Source organism: Novosphingobium sp. SG754, from assembly GCF_013149315.1.
Lineage (GTDB): Bacteria > Pseudomonadota > Alphaproteobacteria > Sphingomonadales > Sphingomonadaceae > Novosphingobium > Novosphingobium capsulatum.
In genome coordinates, this window is the sequence record NZ_JABGCC010000001.1 from 228,680 (window position 1) to 245,056 (window position 16,377).

Below are 16,377 nucleotides of genomic sequence, written 5' to 3' on the forward strand. Positions count from 1 at the left end.
GGCAGGCATTGCGGTTGGCGCATGGCAAGGGAGGAAACATGCCATGCGCCGATAGGGTTTGCCGTGTCCGCTCAATAGGCGAACTGCAGGGTGGCGGCAAACACGCGACCGTTCTTGTAGAAGGCGGTCGGCGCGTTCTTGGTGCCGCTGTAGGAGTAGTAGGTGGAATCCAGCAGGTTCTGGGCATTGGCCTGAACCGTCAGATTTTCGGTGATCTTGTACCCGATCGAGGCGTCGAGCTGGTGATAGCCAGCGGTCTTGTCCACCGAGTTCAGACGGCCGATCCCGGTGAAGTAGTCGCTGCGCCAGTTCCAGCTGATGCGGGCCTGGAAACCGTCCTTTTCGAAGTACGGGATCACGTTGACCGTGTGCTTGGACAGGTAGGGCAGGTTGACCACGTTGCCGTCGCTATCCACGCCGCTCTTGGCATCGGCATAGGTATAGTTGGTCAGGATGCCAAAGCCGCCCCAGATCGGCGTCTGGAAGCCGACCGACACGCCGTTGACCGTGGCGTTGGTGGCGTTGACCGGCAGGGTGACCTGGTATTCCACCGGCGTGGTGCCACCGAGCGGGGTGAGCATCTGCGATACGGTCTTGGTCACGATGTAAGAGCTGATCTGGCGGCGGAAGTATTCCACCGACAGCAGCGAGCCGGGACGGAAATACCATTCGCCAGACAGTTCGTAGTTGGTCGACTGATAGGGATTGAGATCCGGGTTGCCGCCAGCCGCGGTGAAGTTGGTGTCATTGCGGCTGAATGCTCCGGCCAGCTGGGCATAGCGCGGACGGGCGATCACTTCGGCCACGGCACCGCGCAGCTTGAAATTATCGCTGATGTCCCACGACACGTTCAGGCTGGGCAGGAACTTGAGATAGTCCTTGCTGCTGACGATCGGGGTATAGGTCGAGCCGTTGTCGGTCGAGTTGAAGTAGTTCGACCGGTCGCTGGTATAGACCATGCGATAGCCGCCCGAACCGTGGATCGGGCCACTGCCGAAGTCCAGCTGGACATAGGCATTGGCAACCTTTTCCCGCACGCTGAACGTCGAGCCCTTGTCGATCCCGGTGTCGACATAGAGGCCGTTGTTGAGCGCATCGACCACGCCCTGCTCGGTCAGCGTGGCGAACTGGTTGGCGTTGCCATTGTCGTTGAGGCCGTTGAACAGGCCGCCGGGCGTGAGGTGGGTGGTGAAGTCGGTGAGCGAGATCGGGTTGGTGTAGAACACCTTGGAGCCGGTCACGGTCAGCGCGTTCTGGTGGGTAGAGGCCTTGATGCCCATGCGCACGTCCTTGAAGAACGCGTCGCTCACCTCCCACTTGCCGTCGAGCTGGGCGTAGAACTCTTCGTCCTTCTGGCGCGAATGGGCGATGCCGCCGATCTGGTAGCCGTTGATGGTGGTGCCGTCGGGCAGCTTCTGCGACGAGGTGGAGAAGCGGCCCCACTGGCTCGCGTCGGTCGGCGCGGTGTTGTAGTTCACGCTGGTCGACGTGCCGGTATAGTCGAAGGTGTAGCCACCGTTCGAATAGAGCGACATCAGGTATTCGGGGTTGGTGCCGCCGGTCGCCTTGCTCCAGCCGCCGTTGCCCGACAGGGTGAAGCGATCGCTGACATGCCAGGTGCCCGCCAGGTTATAGCTGTCGTTGGTCACCTTGGTCTTGCGATAGTTCATGTCCAGCTCCGCCTGGGTGCTGGTGCCATTGGCCATCGAGGCCGAACTGATCAGGCCGTTCGACAGCGTGACTGCCGAAATGTTGCCCGGGTTGTAGTTCGGATAGATGAATTCCGACTGCGAGAAGTTGTTGTAGGTGCCCTGTATGTGCATGCCCGTGGCGATCAGCTCGAAATCGCTGGTGGGGGCATATTGCACGGCAAACTGGCCGCCGATGCGCTGGCGCGTCTGCTTGAAATAGGCGTGGTTGATGCCGGCCGGATAGCGGGCATTGGCCAGGTCCTGCGTCGTGCCACCGTTGATGGCGAGCGCCGAGTTCTTCGGCACATAGTTGCCGTTGCCGTCGGTCAGCAGGTCGCCGTTGGCGTTCTTCTGGAGGAAGTCCTTGCCGGTTGAGTAGCCGAAGTATTCGATCCCGGCGCGGGCCAGCGAATCCTTGTCATAGGTGCCGGCCACCATGATGCCGAAGGTTTCGTCCTTGTTCTTCCAGCTGTAGAGCAGCGAGCCGCGCGGGTTGGCGATCTTGGAGCGATCGTTGTAGTTCACGCCGATCGAACCGTTCAGCGAATTCGCCTTCATGTCGAGCGGCTTGCGCGTGCGCACCAGCACGGTGCCGCCCAGCGCGCCTTCGTCGATCCACGGTTCGGGCGACTTGTAGACTTCCACGCGCGAAATCACTTCGGGCGCGAGCAGCGAATAGTTGAACGTGCGGCCGGTCACGTCGCCGGGGTTGCCACCCCAGTCGGCCGAGGCGATCGAGTGCCCGTCGATCAGGATGCGGTTGAGCGCCGGATCGGTGCCCTGGATCGACACGCGTTCGCCGATGCCGAACTGGTGGTCCACCGACACGCCGGGAATGTGCGAGAGCGATTCGGCCACGTTGCGATCGGGGAACTTGCCCACGCCTTCGGCGGTGATCACGTCCATCACGGCAATCGCGCTGCGCTTCACGTCGATCGCGTTCTTGAGCGAGGCGCGAATGCCGGACACGACAATCGCCTGGCCCGGATCGCTGCCCTGATCGGCGGAATCGGCGGCGGCGCTGTTGGGCGCTGTGGCCTGGGCATCCTGCGCGATGGCTGGCGACGACACGATCGTGGCAAAGGTGCTTGCCAGCAATGCTGCACGAAAGAATGACATGTTTTAACCCTCAATCCCGCCCGTATCCCGGGCACGAATGTGTTGAACCCTGAAACGGTGTTGCTTACCCCTCGCGGCTGTTTCCCGGATGTGGTCTGTAACCAATCTAAGTCCAACCGCCACGCAATATGTCACTTAAATGAAACCGGCTGTCCACCAAAACTTGGCCTGACACATCCGCCAACAGAATGAAACAATGTGAAAAAATATACGAAATCCGCCGTTTTTCGGTCTTTTTGCGGGTTGAGGGGTGCGGCATATTGGCCGCAGTCCCAAAAAAATTTACACGGGTTTGGTAGGGACCAAAACAAAGCCACATCGCGCAAAGGTGATTCGCTGGTGCGGTGGACCGCAAAAGGAGCAGGCCAATGAATGCCGATCAGCCCATGAAGAAGGCCGGCCGCGATGCTTGAAGTGTGCGTGGAAGACGGTGCCGGCATGGCTGCGGCGCTGGCCGGTGGCGCGGATCGGCTGGAACTGTGCGTGGCGCTGGACCTGGGTGGGCTGACGCCGCCATCGTCCCTGCTCGATCTTGCAGCGCGCCAGCCCTTGCCGGTCCATGCCCTGTCGCGCCCGCGCCCTGGTGATTTTGCCTACAACGCCCGTGATTGTGCGCTGGTGCAGGCCGATCTGGCCGAATTTGCCAAGGCTGGCCTTGCCGGTGCGGTGATCGGTTGCGGCGGGCGGCAGGGGCTGGATCGCGGGGCGCTGGCCGAATGGGTCGACCATGCCCGCGCGCTGGGCGAGGCACGCGGGCGGCCGCTGTCGCTTACGCTGCACCGCGTGTTCGATCTGCTCGACGATCCGTTCGCCGGCCTGGAAATCGCGGTAGAGCTGGGCTTTGACCGCATCCTGACCTCGGCCGGCGCGGTGCGCGCGGGTGATGGCGTGGCGCGCTTTGCCGCGCTGGTGAAAGCGGCCAGCGGGCGCATCACGATCATGGCCGGCGGTGGCCTGGAACCGGCCGCCGTGGCCGCCTTGCGCGCGGCCGGCGTGCACGAATTCCACGCCTCGTGCCGCAGCCCGGTGCCCAAGGCCTGCGTCGATGCGCGGTTGATCGACCTTGGCTTCCAGGCCGGGCGTGGGCGCCAGACCGATGTGTCGCGCGTGGCCGCCTTCGTTGCCGCCACAAGTTGAAATGGTATTGAAAAGGAATTGAAATTTCAGGGAGTCAGGTCCACCGGCCCGGCAATTCCTGACACGCTCCCGTCCCGCGCCGCCACGATCACCACCAGTTCGCGCGGGCCGGCACCAGCGGGCAGGGCCAGGGTAAGGGGGGCGGGCGCCGGGCTGGTCTTGCGGCCCAGCAGCGCCCCGTCCAGCCATACCTCGGCCGTGCCGGCCAGGCTGGCAAAACGCAGGCTGCCGCCGCGCGCCGCCACCGCGCGCCACGGGGTGATCGTGGCGCGATAGAGATGCCACTGCTCGCCGCTGCCGGCCGCCGGGGTGGCCACCTCGCTGCTGCCCACGCTGTCCCAAGAATTGTTGTCGCCCGCCGCGGGGGCCAGGCGCGGGTCAGGCCGGGCGGGCAGGGCGGGGGAGCGCAGCCAGCGGTTCAGGCGTTGCCGTGGCGCTTCGGCCGCCACCGTTGGTGCGGCACTTCTGCCCTCGCGGCCTACCACCAGCCGGGCCGGGGCCAAGCCGGGCGCGCGCGCTTCCAGCACGAGTGGGCCAAGGCCCGCGTCCCCCTGCACGATCGCCTGGGCCAGGCCATTGAACAGGCTGCGGGCGCTGCCTTTCTCGCTTTCGTGGCTATTGGGATCGCCATTGCCCAGCCCGATGATCGCCCCACCTTGCACCGCCAGGTGCGCCATGTCCTGCGCCACCGGCACATGGCGGCCATGCGCATCGATGGCATCGATGGTAATGGCCATGGCATCATCGCTCTCGCTGCCCAGCGCAGTATGCGTTGGGGTCAGCCGCAGCGCCTTGGCCGGGCCAGCGGTCTCGTGCACCATGCGCGCCACTACCTTGCCGCTGTCGATCGCCAGGGCTTCCAGCCGGCCGGGGGCATAGGGGATGTGCAGCGTGTGGCCCATGATGCGATCGGCCTGGGCAATGCGGGCGACGGTGCGCCCGTTCAGCCGCACTTCCAGCGCCGGCGCATTGGTGATCGCCAGCATCTCGATCGGCTGGCCTTCGCGGCCAGGCCAGGTCCAGTGCGGATCGATCCACACCATCGGCGCGCTGTCCAGCCACTGCGCCTGGCGGATGCCGAACGCGGTCTTGGGAAAGCCGCACAGGTCCATGATGCCGAAAAAGCTGCCGACGCTGGGCCAGGCATAGGGCGTGGGCTCGCCATGGTAATCCAGCCCGGTCCAGACAAAGCCCCCCGCCACGAACGGCCGCGCCGCGATTGCCTGCCAGGATTGGCGGTGGGTGGCGCCCCAACTGGCGGCTTCCTTGTCCAGCGCGGTGATCACGTGGGCCTGCGGATCGCTGGCAAAGGCGCCGCGCGTGCCATAGGCGCTGGTGTCTTCGCTGCTCAGCATCGGCTGGTCGGGATGCAGCGCGTGATAGCGATCGTAATCGCCCTGGTAATAGTTGAAGCCCATGAGGTCGACCGCCTGGCCGACGTTTTCGGGATTGAAGAAGCCGCCGCTCATCGCCGCGGTTACTGGGCGATCGGGGTCGAGCCGGCGCACGGCGGCGCGCAGGCGGCGCACCATTTCCTTGCCGGCATGGGTGCCCTGCATCGGTTCTTCGTTGAACACCGACCAGGCGAACACGCATGGATGGTTGCGGTCGCGCCGCACCAGCCATTCCAGCTGCGCCAGATAATCGGGCGCGGGGTTGAACAAGCGGTTTTCGGCCATGACCAGAAAACCCAGCCGGTCGCACCAGTCCATCACTTCGGGCGCGCAGGCGCCATGCGTCATGCGAATCGCGTTGCAGCCCAGCTGCTTGAGGCGCTGCAACCGCCACAGCACCAAGGCATCGGGCACGGCCACGCCCACCCCGGCATGGTCCTGGTGCAGGCACACGCCCTTGATCTTGGTGGCGATGCCATTGAGCAGCAGGCCGCGCGCCGGATCGAACACCACCGCGCGAAAACCGATCGCCACGCTGCGGCGGTCGATCACCACGCCATCGCGCTTCACTTCCACCAGCAGATCGTGCAGCACCGGATCATCGGGAGACCAGAGCGCCACTGCGCCATCAGGCCGCAGCGTGATCTGCGCCTTGCCCTGGTCCAGCCCGTCCACTTTCGCCGTGGCACTGCCCTGGCACAGCGTCCGCCCTGCGGCATCGCGCACCATCGCGCGCACCACGGCGCTGGCGGGTGCGTCGCCGATATTGCCCAGTGTCACGCTGACCGGCACCGTCCAAGTGCCATCGGCTTGGCGCACCGGGTGGCCATGCACGCCCTGTTCGGCAATGTGCAGCGGCGGCCGGGTCACCAGCCAGGCATGGCGATAGATCCCCGCGCCTTCATACCACCAGCCCTCGCGCACGGTGGCATCGGCGCGCACGGCGATCCAGTTGAGGTCGTCGCCATAGCGGGCAAAGGGCGTCAGATCGATCGTCACCCCGGTATAGCCGGACCAGGAGTGCGCCACCTCGCTGCCGTTGACCCACACCGTGGCATGGCTGGCGATGCCGTCAAAGCGCAGCTCGATCTTCTGCCCTTCGAGCGCCGGGTCGAGCCGGATCAGGCGGCGATACCAGCCGATCCCGCGCGGGCGATAGCCTTGCGAGACATTGGCAGCGGGATCGAAGCCCTGCGCGCTGGCCCAATCGTGCGGCAGCGTAACCGCCTGCCAGTCTGACGCATCGAAATCGAGCGCGGCCGGCCCACCCGCGTTGCCCGCCTTGACCGACAGATAAGTGGCATTGTGATCAGCCGGCACGGGAAAAGGAATGTCGCCTTCGTGAAACAGCCATCCCTGGTCGAGTGACTGGCGCCCTGGCTCCGTCACTGGCGGGCGCGGCGCGGCGCCGGGTAGGGGGGCTGGCATGCGCAAGCCGCCAGGCATCATGTCCGTCGGGGCGATCAGCAGTGCCGCGCCGCTGTTTGCGCTGGGCAGGGCCATCGCGCTGCCGCCCCAGCCCAGCCGCATGGCCATGGCCCAGCCCGCCGCCCCCTTCAGCAGGGCGCGGCGCGAGGCCAGCGTGGCGGCGCGCGGCAAGGCATTGTCGGCTGGCGGCATGGCGGTATCCTGGCTTGCGGCGTAACGTCCGAAAGGATTTACATTGGTAATGTCGTTCGGGCAACGCTTGCGCGCCGGTTGGAGCGTAGGCGTATAAGCTCCGGCTTGGCGGCTGACGATTTTTTGTTGCGGCGGGCACAATACCTGTTGTCGCATTGGATATATTTTGGTTACCTCTCTGCCCAAGGGTAGAGACAAGCAGGCGCGAGGGAATCAGGCATGATGGTGGCAGGATCGAACGGGCGGGGATCGCGCGCCCGCGCTGGAATGGCTGCGCTGGCCGTGGGCCTGGCGCTGGCAGTTTCGCCCGTTGCCCTCGCCGCGCCCAGCCACGGTCCCGCCGCCCTGCCGCTGGTGCCCTGGCCAGCCCAGGTGGTGCCGGGCAAGGGCGCGCTCGTACTCGCCAATGGCGCTACGCTGGCCGTGCCGCCGGGCGATGCCGCGGCCAAGGCGGCCGCCACCCTGCTCGCCGCGCGTCTTTCTGCGCAGCATGGCCTGTCGCTGCGCGTGGTCGAAGGCGACAAGGGCACCGTGCGCTTCGTGCGCGGCGGCAAGGCCAGTGACGAGGCCTATGCCCTGGCCGTCTCGGCCAGCGGAGCGGTGATTACCGCCTCGGGCGATCATGGCCTGCTCTATGGCGCGATGAGCCTGGAACAACTCGCCGGCGTGCCGGGCAAGAGCGGCGCTGCGGTGCGCGTGCCGGCCGTGGCCGTGACCGATGCGCCGCGCTTTGCCTGGCGCGGGCTGATGATCGATACCGCGCGCCATTTCCAGCCGATCCAATCCATTCGGGCGGTGATCGACGGCATGGTGGCGGTCAAGCTCAACGTGCTGCACCTGCACCTGACCGACGACCAGGGCTGGCGCTTTGAAGTGAAGAAGTATCCGCGCCTCACGCAAGTGGGCGCCTGGCGCACCCAGCCTGATACCGGGCAAGGAGCCGGTGCGCGCAGTGGCGGGTTCTATACCCAGGCGGAACTGCGCGATCTGGTGGCCTATGCCGCTGCGCGCGGCATCACCGTGGTGCCCGAAATCGACCTGCCCGGCCATGCCCAGGCGCTGGTCGCGGCCTATCCCGAACTTGGCGTTCTGGGTGGTACGCCGCCGGTCTCGGGAGACTGGGGCGTCAATCCCTATCTGTTCAACCCCGGCCCGCAGGGCATGGCCTTCGTCAAGGACGTGCTCGATGAACTGATGGCGGTGTTTCCGTCCACGTTCATCCACCTCGGTGGTGACGAGGCGGTGAAGGACCAGTGGGAGCGCGCGCCGCAGGTGCAGGCGCAGATGCGCGCCCTGGGCATCAATACCGAGAACGGCCTGCAAAGCTGGATGATCGATCAGCTCGGCAGCTATCTGGCGCAGCATGGCCGCCGCCTGATCGGTTGGGACGAGATCCTCGAAGGAGGCCTGCCGCCTTCGGCCTCGGTGATGAGCTGGCGGGGCGAGGCCGGCGCGGTCGATGCGGCCAATGCCGGGCACGATGTCGTACTCAGCCCGGCGCCCAATCTCTATCTCGACAATCTCCAGTCCGATCGCGGTGACGCGCCTCCGGGCCGCATCGCGATCCAGACGCTGGAGGCGGTCTATCACTATGATCCCATGCCCAAGGGGATCGATGCGCAAAAGGCGGCCCATGTGCTGGGCGCGCAGGCCAATGCCTGGTCGGAATACATCGTCACGCCCTGGCAGATGCAGCACAAGATTTTTCCGCGCATCGGCGCGCTGGCGGAAAGCGTGTGGAGCAATCCGGCTCAGGCCAAGGATTATCCCGGCTTCCTCGCCCGGCTCGATCCGCAGATGCGCCGCTGGCGCGAGGCCGGGCTGGAAGTGGCCGACAGCGCCCTGGCGGTCGATTTCAAGATCGCCGGCACGCGCAGTGCCGCGCTCGATGCCAAGCGCCTGACCGTGGCCCTTGCCACCCAGGCCCCCTATGGCACGATCCGTTACACGCTGGATGGAAAGGCGCCCACGGCCCGCTCGCGCGCCTATGCCGCGCCGCTCGCCGTGGCGCCGGGCACGGTGATCATGGCCGCCGATTTTGCCGCCGATGGCGCCGCGCTGTCTGCCCCGCGCCGGTTCGATGTCACGCGCGATACGCTGCTGACCACGGCCAACGGTGCGCTGTCGGCCTGCCCGCGCGGCGCGCTGGGCCTGCGCGTCCCGCTGAATGCCGATGCCACGGGCAATGCGCCGGCGTTCAACGTCAATATCTTCGATGCCTGCGTGGCCGATGACCATGCGCCGCTGGCCCATGCCAAGGCGATCACCGTCAAGGTGGCGCGCCTGCCGCGCAACTATGGCCTGGCGCACGATCAGCACGCGGTGATCGCGCGCTATGCCACCAGTCCGTTTGGCGAACTGGTGGTGTCGGCCGGCTGCCGCGCCGCGGAAAAGGCGGCAAACGATCAGCAGAAGGAACACGATCCCATGCCCGGCGCGCGGGTGCTGGCCACCTGGCCGCTGCCCGATCCGGCCAAGGCGCCGCAGCAGTTTGCGCTCGACGCCAATCTGCCGCAGCTGGGCCTGGCGGATGAAAGCGACGTCTGCTTCCAGTTCACCGCTTCGCCGGCCGGGCCGTTCTACACGGTGGAGCAGGTGCAGTGGCATGAAACCCCGCGCGGGGCCGCCAAGTGAGGCGGCTGGTCACGCTGGCTGCCCTGGCGCTGGCCGGGGTGGCGCAGGCCGCGCTGGCCGCGCCGGAAAGCCAGTCGCTCGACGCTGGCTGGCAGGCGCGCATCGCCCCTGACGACGGTGCGGCAAAAGCCCATCCCCGCGAGGCGCGCTGGTTTGGCGTGCCCGTGCCCGGCACCGTGCAACAGGCCCTGGTTGAACAGCACCGCGTGCCCGATCCCTTCATCGGCACCAACGAAGGCGCGATCCAGTGGGCAGGCCTGGCCGGTTGGGACATGCGCCGCACGCTGAATGTAACGCCAGCGATGCTGGCGCACGGCCATCTCGATCTGGTGTTCGACGGGATCGACACCTTCGCCACGGTCAGCGTCAACGGGCATGACGTGCTCACGGCCGACAATGCCCATCGCACTTGGCGCGTGCCAGTGCGCGCGCTGCTCCATGCCGGCGCCAATGAAATCCTGGTGCGCTTTGCCTCGCCCATTCGCGCATTGCAGCCGATGGTACTCAAGCAGGCGCATCCGCTGCCGGCCGAGTACGATTCTGCCTTTGGCGACGAGCCCAAGGGCGTGCAGACCTCTGCCTATATCCGCAAGCCCAAGTACCAGTATGGCTGGGACTGGGGCCCGCGCATCGTCAACATCGGGCTGTGGCACGGCGTGCGGCTGGAAGGCTGGGACGGCGCGCGGATCGGCGCGATGGACGTGCAGCAGGATGCCATGGGCAGCGCACAGGCGCGGCTGACCGCGCGCCTGGCGGTAGAGGCCGATGCCACCGCGCCGCTTACCGTCGAGCTGGCGGTGACCGCGCCCGATGGCACGGCGCTGCCGCCGGTCACGCGCAGCGTGTCGGTCGATGCCGGCAGCAACACGATCACCGTGCCACTGACCATCGCCGCGCCGCAGCGCTGGTGGCCCGTTGGCATGGGCGCACAGCCGCTCTACCAGGTATCGGCGCACATCATCGATGGGGCGGGGCAGGGTCAGGCCGCGCAGCGCACGGTGGGCCTGCGCACGGTTGAACTGATCCGTGGCAATGGCGCGTTCGGCTTCAAGATCAACGGAGTGCCGGTCTTTGCCAAGGGCGCCAACCTGATCCCGTTCGACAGCTTCCCCTCGCGCGTGACCGCCGCGACGATGGAACACATGCTGGCCGATGCCAAGGCGGCCAACATGAACATGATCCGGGTGTGGGGCGGCGGCACCTATCTCGACGATGCGTTCTATGCTGCGGCCGATCGCATGGGCCTGATGATCTGGCAGGATTTCATGTTCGGCGGCGCCGTGCCGCCACCCGATCCGGCCTATCGCGCCAGCGTTGCTGCCGAGGCGGACGATCAACTGGCCCGGCTGGGCAGCCATCCTTCGATCGTGGTGTGGACCGGCGGCAACGAAGTGCTGTCGGGCTGGGCCAACTGGTCTGACCGCAAGGATTTCAAGAAGGCCATCGGCCCTGACGAGCAGGAGCGCATTGCCACGGCAATGACCGTGCTGTTCGACCGCGTGCTGCGTGATGCGGTGGCCGCGCATAGCCCGCAAACGCCGTATTGGCCGGGTTCGCCATCGACCGATTATGAAGGCCCGGTCGATACCGATGCCGCTGGCGATCGCCATTTCTGGGATGTCTGGTCGGGCTCCAAGCCGGTGGAAAACTACCTCGACAGCTGCCCGCGCTTCATGTCGGAATACGGCTTCCAGGCGATGCCGGTCATGGCCACGATCGCCGGTTTTGCCGGGCCGAACGTGTCAGACCCGCAAAGCGCGGTGATGAAGGCGCACCAGAAGTTCCTGGCCGGCGAAGGCAATAGCCGACTGCAATTCTATCTCGATGCGCGGCTGCGCGCGCCACAGGGCAGCGGCCCGGCGCGGCTGGCGGATTTCGATTACCTTACCCAGGTCAACCAGATGCAGGCGATCGATATGGCCGCGCGCCACCATCGCGCCTGTGCCCCGGTCACCATGGGTTCGCTCTATTGGCAGTTGAACGATGTCTGGCCGGCGATTTCGTGGTCGAGCATCGATTATGCCGGGCGGTGGAAGCTGCTGCACTATGCCGCGCGGCGGTTCTTTGCGCCGCAGACCGTGGTGGCCGAGCACAAGGGCGCGGCGACGCGCGTGGCGCTGGTCTCTGACGCGCAAGGCCCGCTCGCGGCGCACTGGCGTCTGACCGGGCGCGCCATGGACGGCACCACGCTGGGCACCGCGCAAGGCGATGTGCAACTGGTCGCCAATGGCGTGACCGAGGCGGCCGAAGTGCCCGATGCTACGGTCTTTGGCAGCGCGGCGCCCGGCGCGGCCTATGCCGTGGCCGAACTGCTGGTCGCTGGCCAGCCGGTCGCGCGCCAGATCGTGGAGCGCGCCGTGCCCAAGGCCATGGCCTATCCCGACCCCGGCCTGTCGGTCGTCTGGCATGGGCGCCAGGTGACGGTTTCCGCGCGCAACCTGGCGCGCGCCGTGATGCTCGATTTCGGCACGCTGGATGCAGCCGCCGATGACAATGGCTTTGACCTGCTGCCCGGGGAAAGCCGCACTCTTACCATTGCCGGCCCTGCGCCGGTGGCCGCCCTGCGCCGCGCGCTGGTGCTGCGTACTCTGGCCGGGAGCCACTGATGCGTTTGTTGCCCGTTTCCTCTGCCCTGGCGTCGGTCATGGCGCTGGCCCTGGCTGCGCCGCTGGCCCATGCCGATCCGGTGGAGCAGCAAGTGGCCGCCGCGATCAAGGGCGTGAGCCTGGAACGCAAGGCGGCGCAGTTGCAAAGCACGGCGCCGGCCGATCCGGGCCTGGGCCTGCCGGCCTATGACTGGTGGAACGAAGGGCTGCACGGCCTGGCGCGCAACGGCGTGGCCACCGTGTTTCCCCAGGCCATCGGCCTGGCCGCCACCTGGGACCCGGCGCTGATGGAGCGGGTCGGCACGGTGGTGTCGACCGAGGCGCGGGCGCGGTTCAATGCGCAGCCGGCCAGCGCCGATCGCCGCATCTACCAGGGCCTCACCATCTGGTCGCCCAATATCAATATCTTCCGCGATCCGCGCTGGGGCCGGGGCCAGGAAACCTATGGCGAAGACCCGCTGCTGACCGGCAGCCTGGCGGTGGGCTTCATCCACGGCTTGCAGGGACCCGATCTGGCCCATCCGCGCGTCATCGCCACGGCCAAGCACCTGGCCGTCCATTCCGGGCCTGAAGCCGGGCGCGACAGCTTCGATGTCGATCCCAGCCCGCAGGATCTGGAATGGACCTATCTGCCGCAATTCCGCATGGCCGTAACCCAGGGTCATGCGTTGTCGCTGATGTGTGCTTACAATTCCCTTGCCGGAATGCCGGCCTGCGCCAACGATGCGCTGCTCAACCAGCGCGTGCGCAAGGACTGGGGCTTTACCGGTTTCGTCGTGTCGGATTGCGATGCCATTGGCAATATCTGGCAGTTCCACCACCATGCCTATGACGCGGCAGAGGCATCGGCAGCAGCAATCCGCGGCGGCAGCGATTTCAACTGCGGCACGGCCTATTCCGCCTTGCCCGAAGCGGTGCGGCGCGGCCTGGTGAGCGAGGCCGAGGTTGATCGCGCGCTGGTGCGTTCGCTCAGCGCGCGCGCACGGCTGGGCATTGCTTTCATCCAGCCCGATCCCTGGCGCGCGATCAAGCCCGATCAGGTCGATACGGCCGATCACCGCGCCCTGGCCCTGGAAGCGGCGCGCAAGGCCATGGTCCTGGTGCAGAACAACGGCGGCGTCCTGCCGCTGAAACCGGGGGTGAAACTGGCGGTGATCGGCGCCAATGCCGATGACCTGGGCGTGCTCGAGGCCAATTACCATGGCACCGCCGCCGCGCCCGTTACGCCGCTTGAAGGGCTGCGCGCGCGCTTTGGCGCCGATCACGTGGTCTATGCGCAAGGCTCGGTCCTGGCCGAAGGCGCGCCGGTGGTCCTGCCCGAAACCGCGCTTGCTGCCGATGGCAAGCCGGGGCTGGCGGCCGAATACCGCGATGCGATGGGCAAGCTAGTGCTGGCCCGCCAGGATCGCCGCATCGATTTCAACCTCACCCGCGCCGCGCCGGCGGGCCTCGATCCGGCGCGGTTCAGCGCGCGCTGGCAAGGCATGCTGGTGCCGCCGGGGCCGGGTGCCTGGCGCCTGGCGATCGATGCGCCGCAATGCTGGAAGGATTGCCACCGCCACGATGACGTGGCGCTGTGGGTGGGCGGCAAGCAACTGCACGCCGGCCCGCTGGGCAAGGCGCGCGTGGAATTTGCGCTGACCAGCGATGGCACGCCGCAGCCGATCCGGCTGGAGCTGGAACACTATGGCGACGATGAAGGCCTGCGCCTGATGTGGGTGCCGCCTGCCGGCGCGGAAGAGGCCAAGGCCCTGGCCGTGGCCAAGGATGCTGACGTGATCGTGGCGGTGCTGGGCCTGTCCCCCGATCTTGAGGGAGAGGCGCTGCAGGTGCAGGTGCCCGGCTTTGTTGGCGGCGATCGGTCAGAGATCGAACTGCCCGAGCCGCAGGCGAGGTTGCTGGCAAACTTGCGCGCCACGGGCAAGCCGGTGGTCGCCGTATTGGCCACCGGCAGCGCCATCGCCATGGATGAAACCCTGGCCGATGCCGTGCTGGTGGCGTGGTATCCGGGGCAAGCCGGCGGCACGGCGCTCGCCGATATCCTGTCGGGCGCCAGCAATCCTTCGGGGCGGCTGCCGGTCACGTTCTATCGCCACACCACCGATCTGCCCGCCTTCGTCGACTATGGCATGAAAGAGCGGACCTATCGCTTTTTCTCCGGCACGCCGCTGTGGGGCTTTGGCCATGGCCTGTCCTACACCCGCTTTGCCTATGCCAACCCGGCCGTGAAGGCGGCCGATACGAAGAGCCCGGTCACCCTCTCGGTGCGCCTCACCAACCAGGGCAACCGCGCTGGCGAAGACGTGGTGCAGGCCTATGTCGTGCCGCCAATTCCCACGCACGAAGCGGTGCTGACCGAGCCCGTGCTGCAACACCAGCTGGCTGGTTTCGCCCGTGTTAACCTGGCACCGGGCAAGATGCAGACGGTGACGCTGACGCTCGATCCGCGCAGCCTGTCGGTGGTTGATCGCCGGGGCACCCGCCGGGTTCTTCCCGGCGCGTACAAGGCGTGGATCGGCGATGGCCAGCCGGGAGACGGGCCGGGCACCTGGGTGGAATTCACCCTGGCCGGCCAAGCGCAGGAGATGCCGAAGTGACCAAAGCCACCAACCCCCATGCCGCAGAGCTGGATCGCCGCTCGCTGGTCAAGGGTGCGGCGGCGCTGGCCACGGCCGGCTTCGTGGCCAGCCAGCCGGCGCGCGGTGCCGTGGCGGCGCAGGCCATTCCGCCGATCGCCGCGCCGCCCACGCCCGCCGCCCAGGCGCCTGCCGCCCCCGCCCCTGGCACGGCACCGGCCCCGCTGGGCTTTGCGGCCCGCCCGCCCAAAGTGCAGCGCCGCTTCACCAGCCCGGCGGTGGAGGAAGAGATCGCGCGCGTTTCGGCGATGATCGCCGATCCCAAGCTGCGCGCGATGTTTGCCGCCTGCTATCCCAACACGCTCGATACCACGGTGGAACTGGGCCTGGTCGATGGCCGGGTCGATGCCTTTGTCATCACCGGCGATATCCCCTGCATGTGGCTGCGCGACAGCAGCGCGCAGCTGCTGTCCTACATCCACCTCGTGCGCAAGGACGCGCACCTGGCCACGCTGTTTCGCGGCGCCATTGCCCGCCAGGCGCGTTCGGTCCTGCTCGATCCCTATGCCAATGCGTTCATGCGCGATGCCACGGCCAAGACCAACCTGCCCTGGGCCCTGGAAGACCAGACGCAGATGAAAACCGGCGTGGCCGAACGCAAGTGGGAGGTCGATTCGCTGTGCTGGCCGATGCGCCTGGCCTATCGCTATTGGCAGGCGAGCGGCGATGCCGCGCCGTTCGACAACATCTGGGTTTCGGCGCAGCAGGCGATCGTGCGCACGTTCCGCGAACAGCAGCGCAAGGATGGGCGCGGCCCCTACAGCTTCCGCCGCACCAGCGATCGGCCCACCGAAACGCTCGGCCTCGATGGCTATGGCGCGCCCACGCGGCCGGTCGGGCTGATCCACAGCGGCTTCCGCCCGTCTGACGATGCCTGCCTCTATCCGTTCCTGATCCCGTCCAACCACTTTGCCGTCACCACCTTGCGCGAAATGGCGCTGGTGGCCGAAGGCGCGGCGGGCAATGCCGCGCTCGCCGCCGATGCGCGCGCGCTGGCCGATGAAGTGGCCGCCGCGCTGGCCAAGTGGGGCACGATGCGCCTGCCCGACGGGCGGCAGGTCTGGGCCTATGAAGTCGATGGCTTTGGCAACGCGGTGTTCATGGACGATGCCAACGTGCCCTCGCTGCTCGGCCTGGCCTATACCGGCTGTGTCACCGCCGATGATCCGTTGTGGCAGGCCACGGCGGCGGCCTGCTGGTCGGATGCCAATCCCTATTTCTTCAAGGGTTCGGCGATCGAGGGGATTGGCGGCCCGCATGTCGGCCTGGGCCAGGTCTGGCCGATGAGCCTGATCGTGCGCGCCATGTCGTCCAGCGATCCGGCGGTGATCGCACCGCTGCTGCGCCAGCTGCGCGATACCGATGCCGGCACCGGCTTCATGCACGAGGCGGTCGATTGCAACAATCCGGCCCAGTTCACCCGCAGCTGGTTTGCCTGGGCCAATGGCCTGTTCGGCGAAATGATCGTGGGCCTGGCTGATCGCCTGCCGGCGGTGCTGGCCAACCCGCTCTGACCTTTCGCGCGGCGCCGCGCGCGCCG

At 67.0% G+C, this 16,377-nt stretch carries 7 protein-coding genes; 5 read left to right on the plus strand and 2 right to left on the minus strand.

The features are described 5' to 3' along the window. Positions 1-71: 71 nt before the first annotated feature. Complete coding sequence (locus FHW97_RS01070; RefSeq protein ID WP_171792835.1) at positions 72-2,810, minus strand: TonB-dependent receptor; 2,739 nt, start codon at positions 2,808-2,810, stop codon at positions 72-74. Positions 2,811-3,215: 405 nt separating this feature from the next. Here FHW97_RS01070 and FHW97_RS01075 point away from each other — a divergent pair, with 405 nt between their 5' ends. Beyond that, positions 3,216-3,947: a copper homeostasis protein CutC gene (locus tag FHW97_RS01075; RefSeq protein WP_107716733.1), complete on the plus strand. Its 732-nt coding sequence runs from the start codon at positions 3,216-3,218 to the stop codon at positions 3,945-3,947. A 26-nt stretch (positions 3,948-3,973) separates the two neighbouring features. On the opposite strand, the gene galA is transcribed toward FHW97_RS01075, so the two are convergent. Beyond that, positions 3,974-6,961, minus strand: a complete 2,988-nt coding sequence (gene galA, locus FHW97_RS01080; RefSeq protein ID WP_253941511.1) for a beta-galactosidase GalA — start codon at positions 6,959-6,961, stop codon at positions 3,974-3,976. 219 nt (positions 6,962-7,180) lie between these two features. Here galA and FHW97_RS01085 point away from each other — a divergent pair, with 219 nt between their 5' ends. From FHW97_RS01085 to FHW97_RS01100, 4 genes are all read left to right on the plus strand, one after another. After that, complete coding sequence (locus FHW97_RS01085) at positions 7,181-9,595, plus strand: beta-N-acetylhexosaminidase (protein WP_253941512.1); 2,415 nt, start codon at positions 7,181-7,183, stop codon at positions 9,593-9,595. Next, on the plus strand, positions 9,592-12,201 hold the full coding sequence (locus tag FHW97_RS01090; protein ID WP_370525297.1) for a glycoside hydrolase family 2 protein: 2,610 nt from the start codon (positions 9,592-9,594) through the stop codon (positions 12,199-12,201). The genes FHW97_RS01085 and FHW97_RS01090 overlap by 4 nt, the downstream gene beginning before the upstream one ends. Next, on the plus strand, positions 12,201-14,798 hold the full coding sequence (locus FHW97_RS01095) for a glycoside hydrolase family 3 C-terminal domain-containing protein (protein ID WP_370525296.1): 2,598 nt from the start codon (positions 12,201-12,203) through the stop codon (positions 14,796-14,798). Before FHW97_RS01090 ends, FHW97_RS01095 begins: the two co-directional genes overlap by 1 nt. A gap of 134 nt (positions 14,799-14,932) precedes the next feature. Next, positions 14,933-16,351 (plus strand): glycoside hydrolase family 125 protein, encoded by a 1,419-nt coding sequence (locus FHW97_RS01100; protein WP_370525310.1) that lies wholly within the window; start codon positions 14,933-14,935, stop codon positions 16,349-16,351. Positions 16,352-16,377 lie beyond the last annotated feature (26 nt).

Coding starts and splice junctions, on each gene's coding strand:
- FHW97_RS01070 (WP_171792835.1), bottom strand. CDS start 2,810: ATGTCATTCTTTCGTGCAGCATTGCTGGCAAGCACCTTTGCCACGATC.
- FHW97_RS01075 (WP_107716733.1), top strand. CDS start 3,216: ATGCTTGAAGTGTGCGTGGAAGACGGTGCCGGCATGGCTGCGGCGCTG.
- galA (WP_253941511.1), bottom strand. CDS start 6,961: ATGCCGCCAGCCGACAATGCCTTGCCGCGCGCCGCCACGCTGGCCTCG.
- FHW97_RS01085 (WP_253941512.1), top strand. CDS start 7,181: ATGATGGTGGCAGGATCGAACGGGCGGGGATCGCGCGCCCGCGCTGGA.
- FHW97_RS01095 (WP_370525296.1), top strand. CDS start 12,201: ATGCGTTTGTTGCCCGTTTCCTCTGCCCTGGCGTCGGTCATGGCGCTG.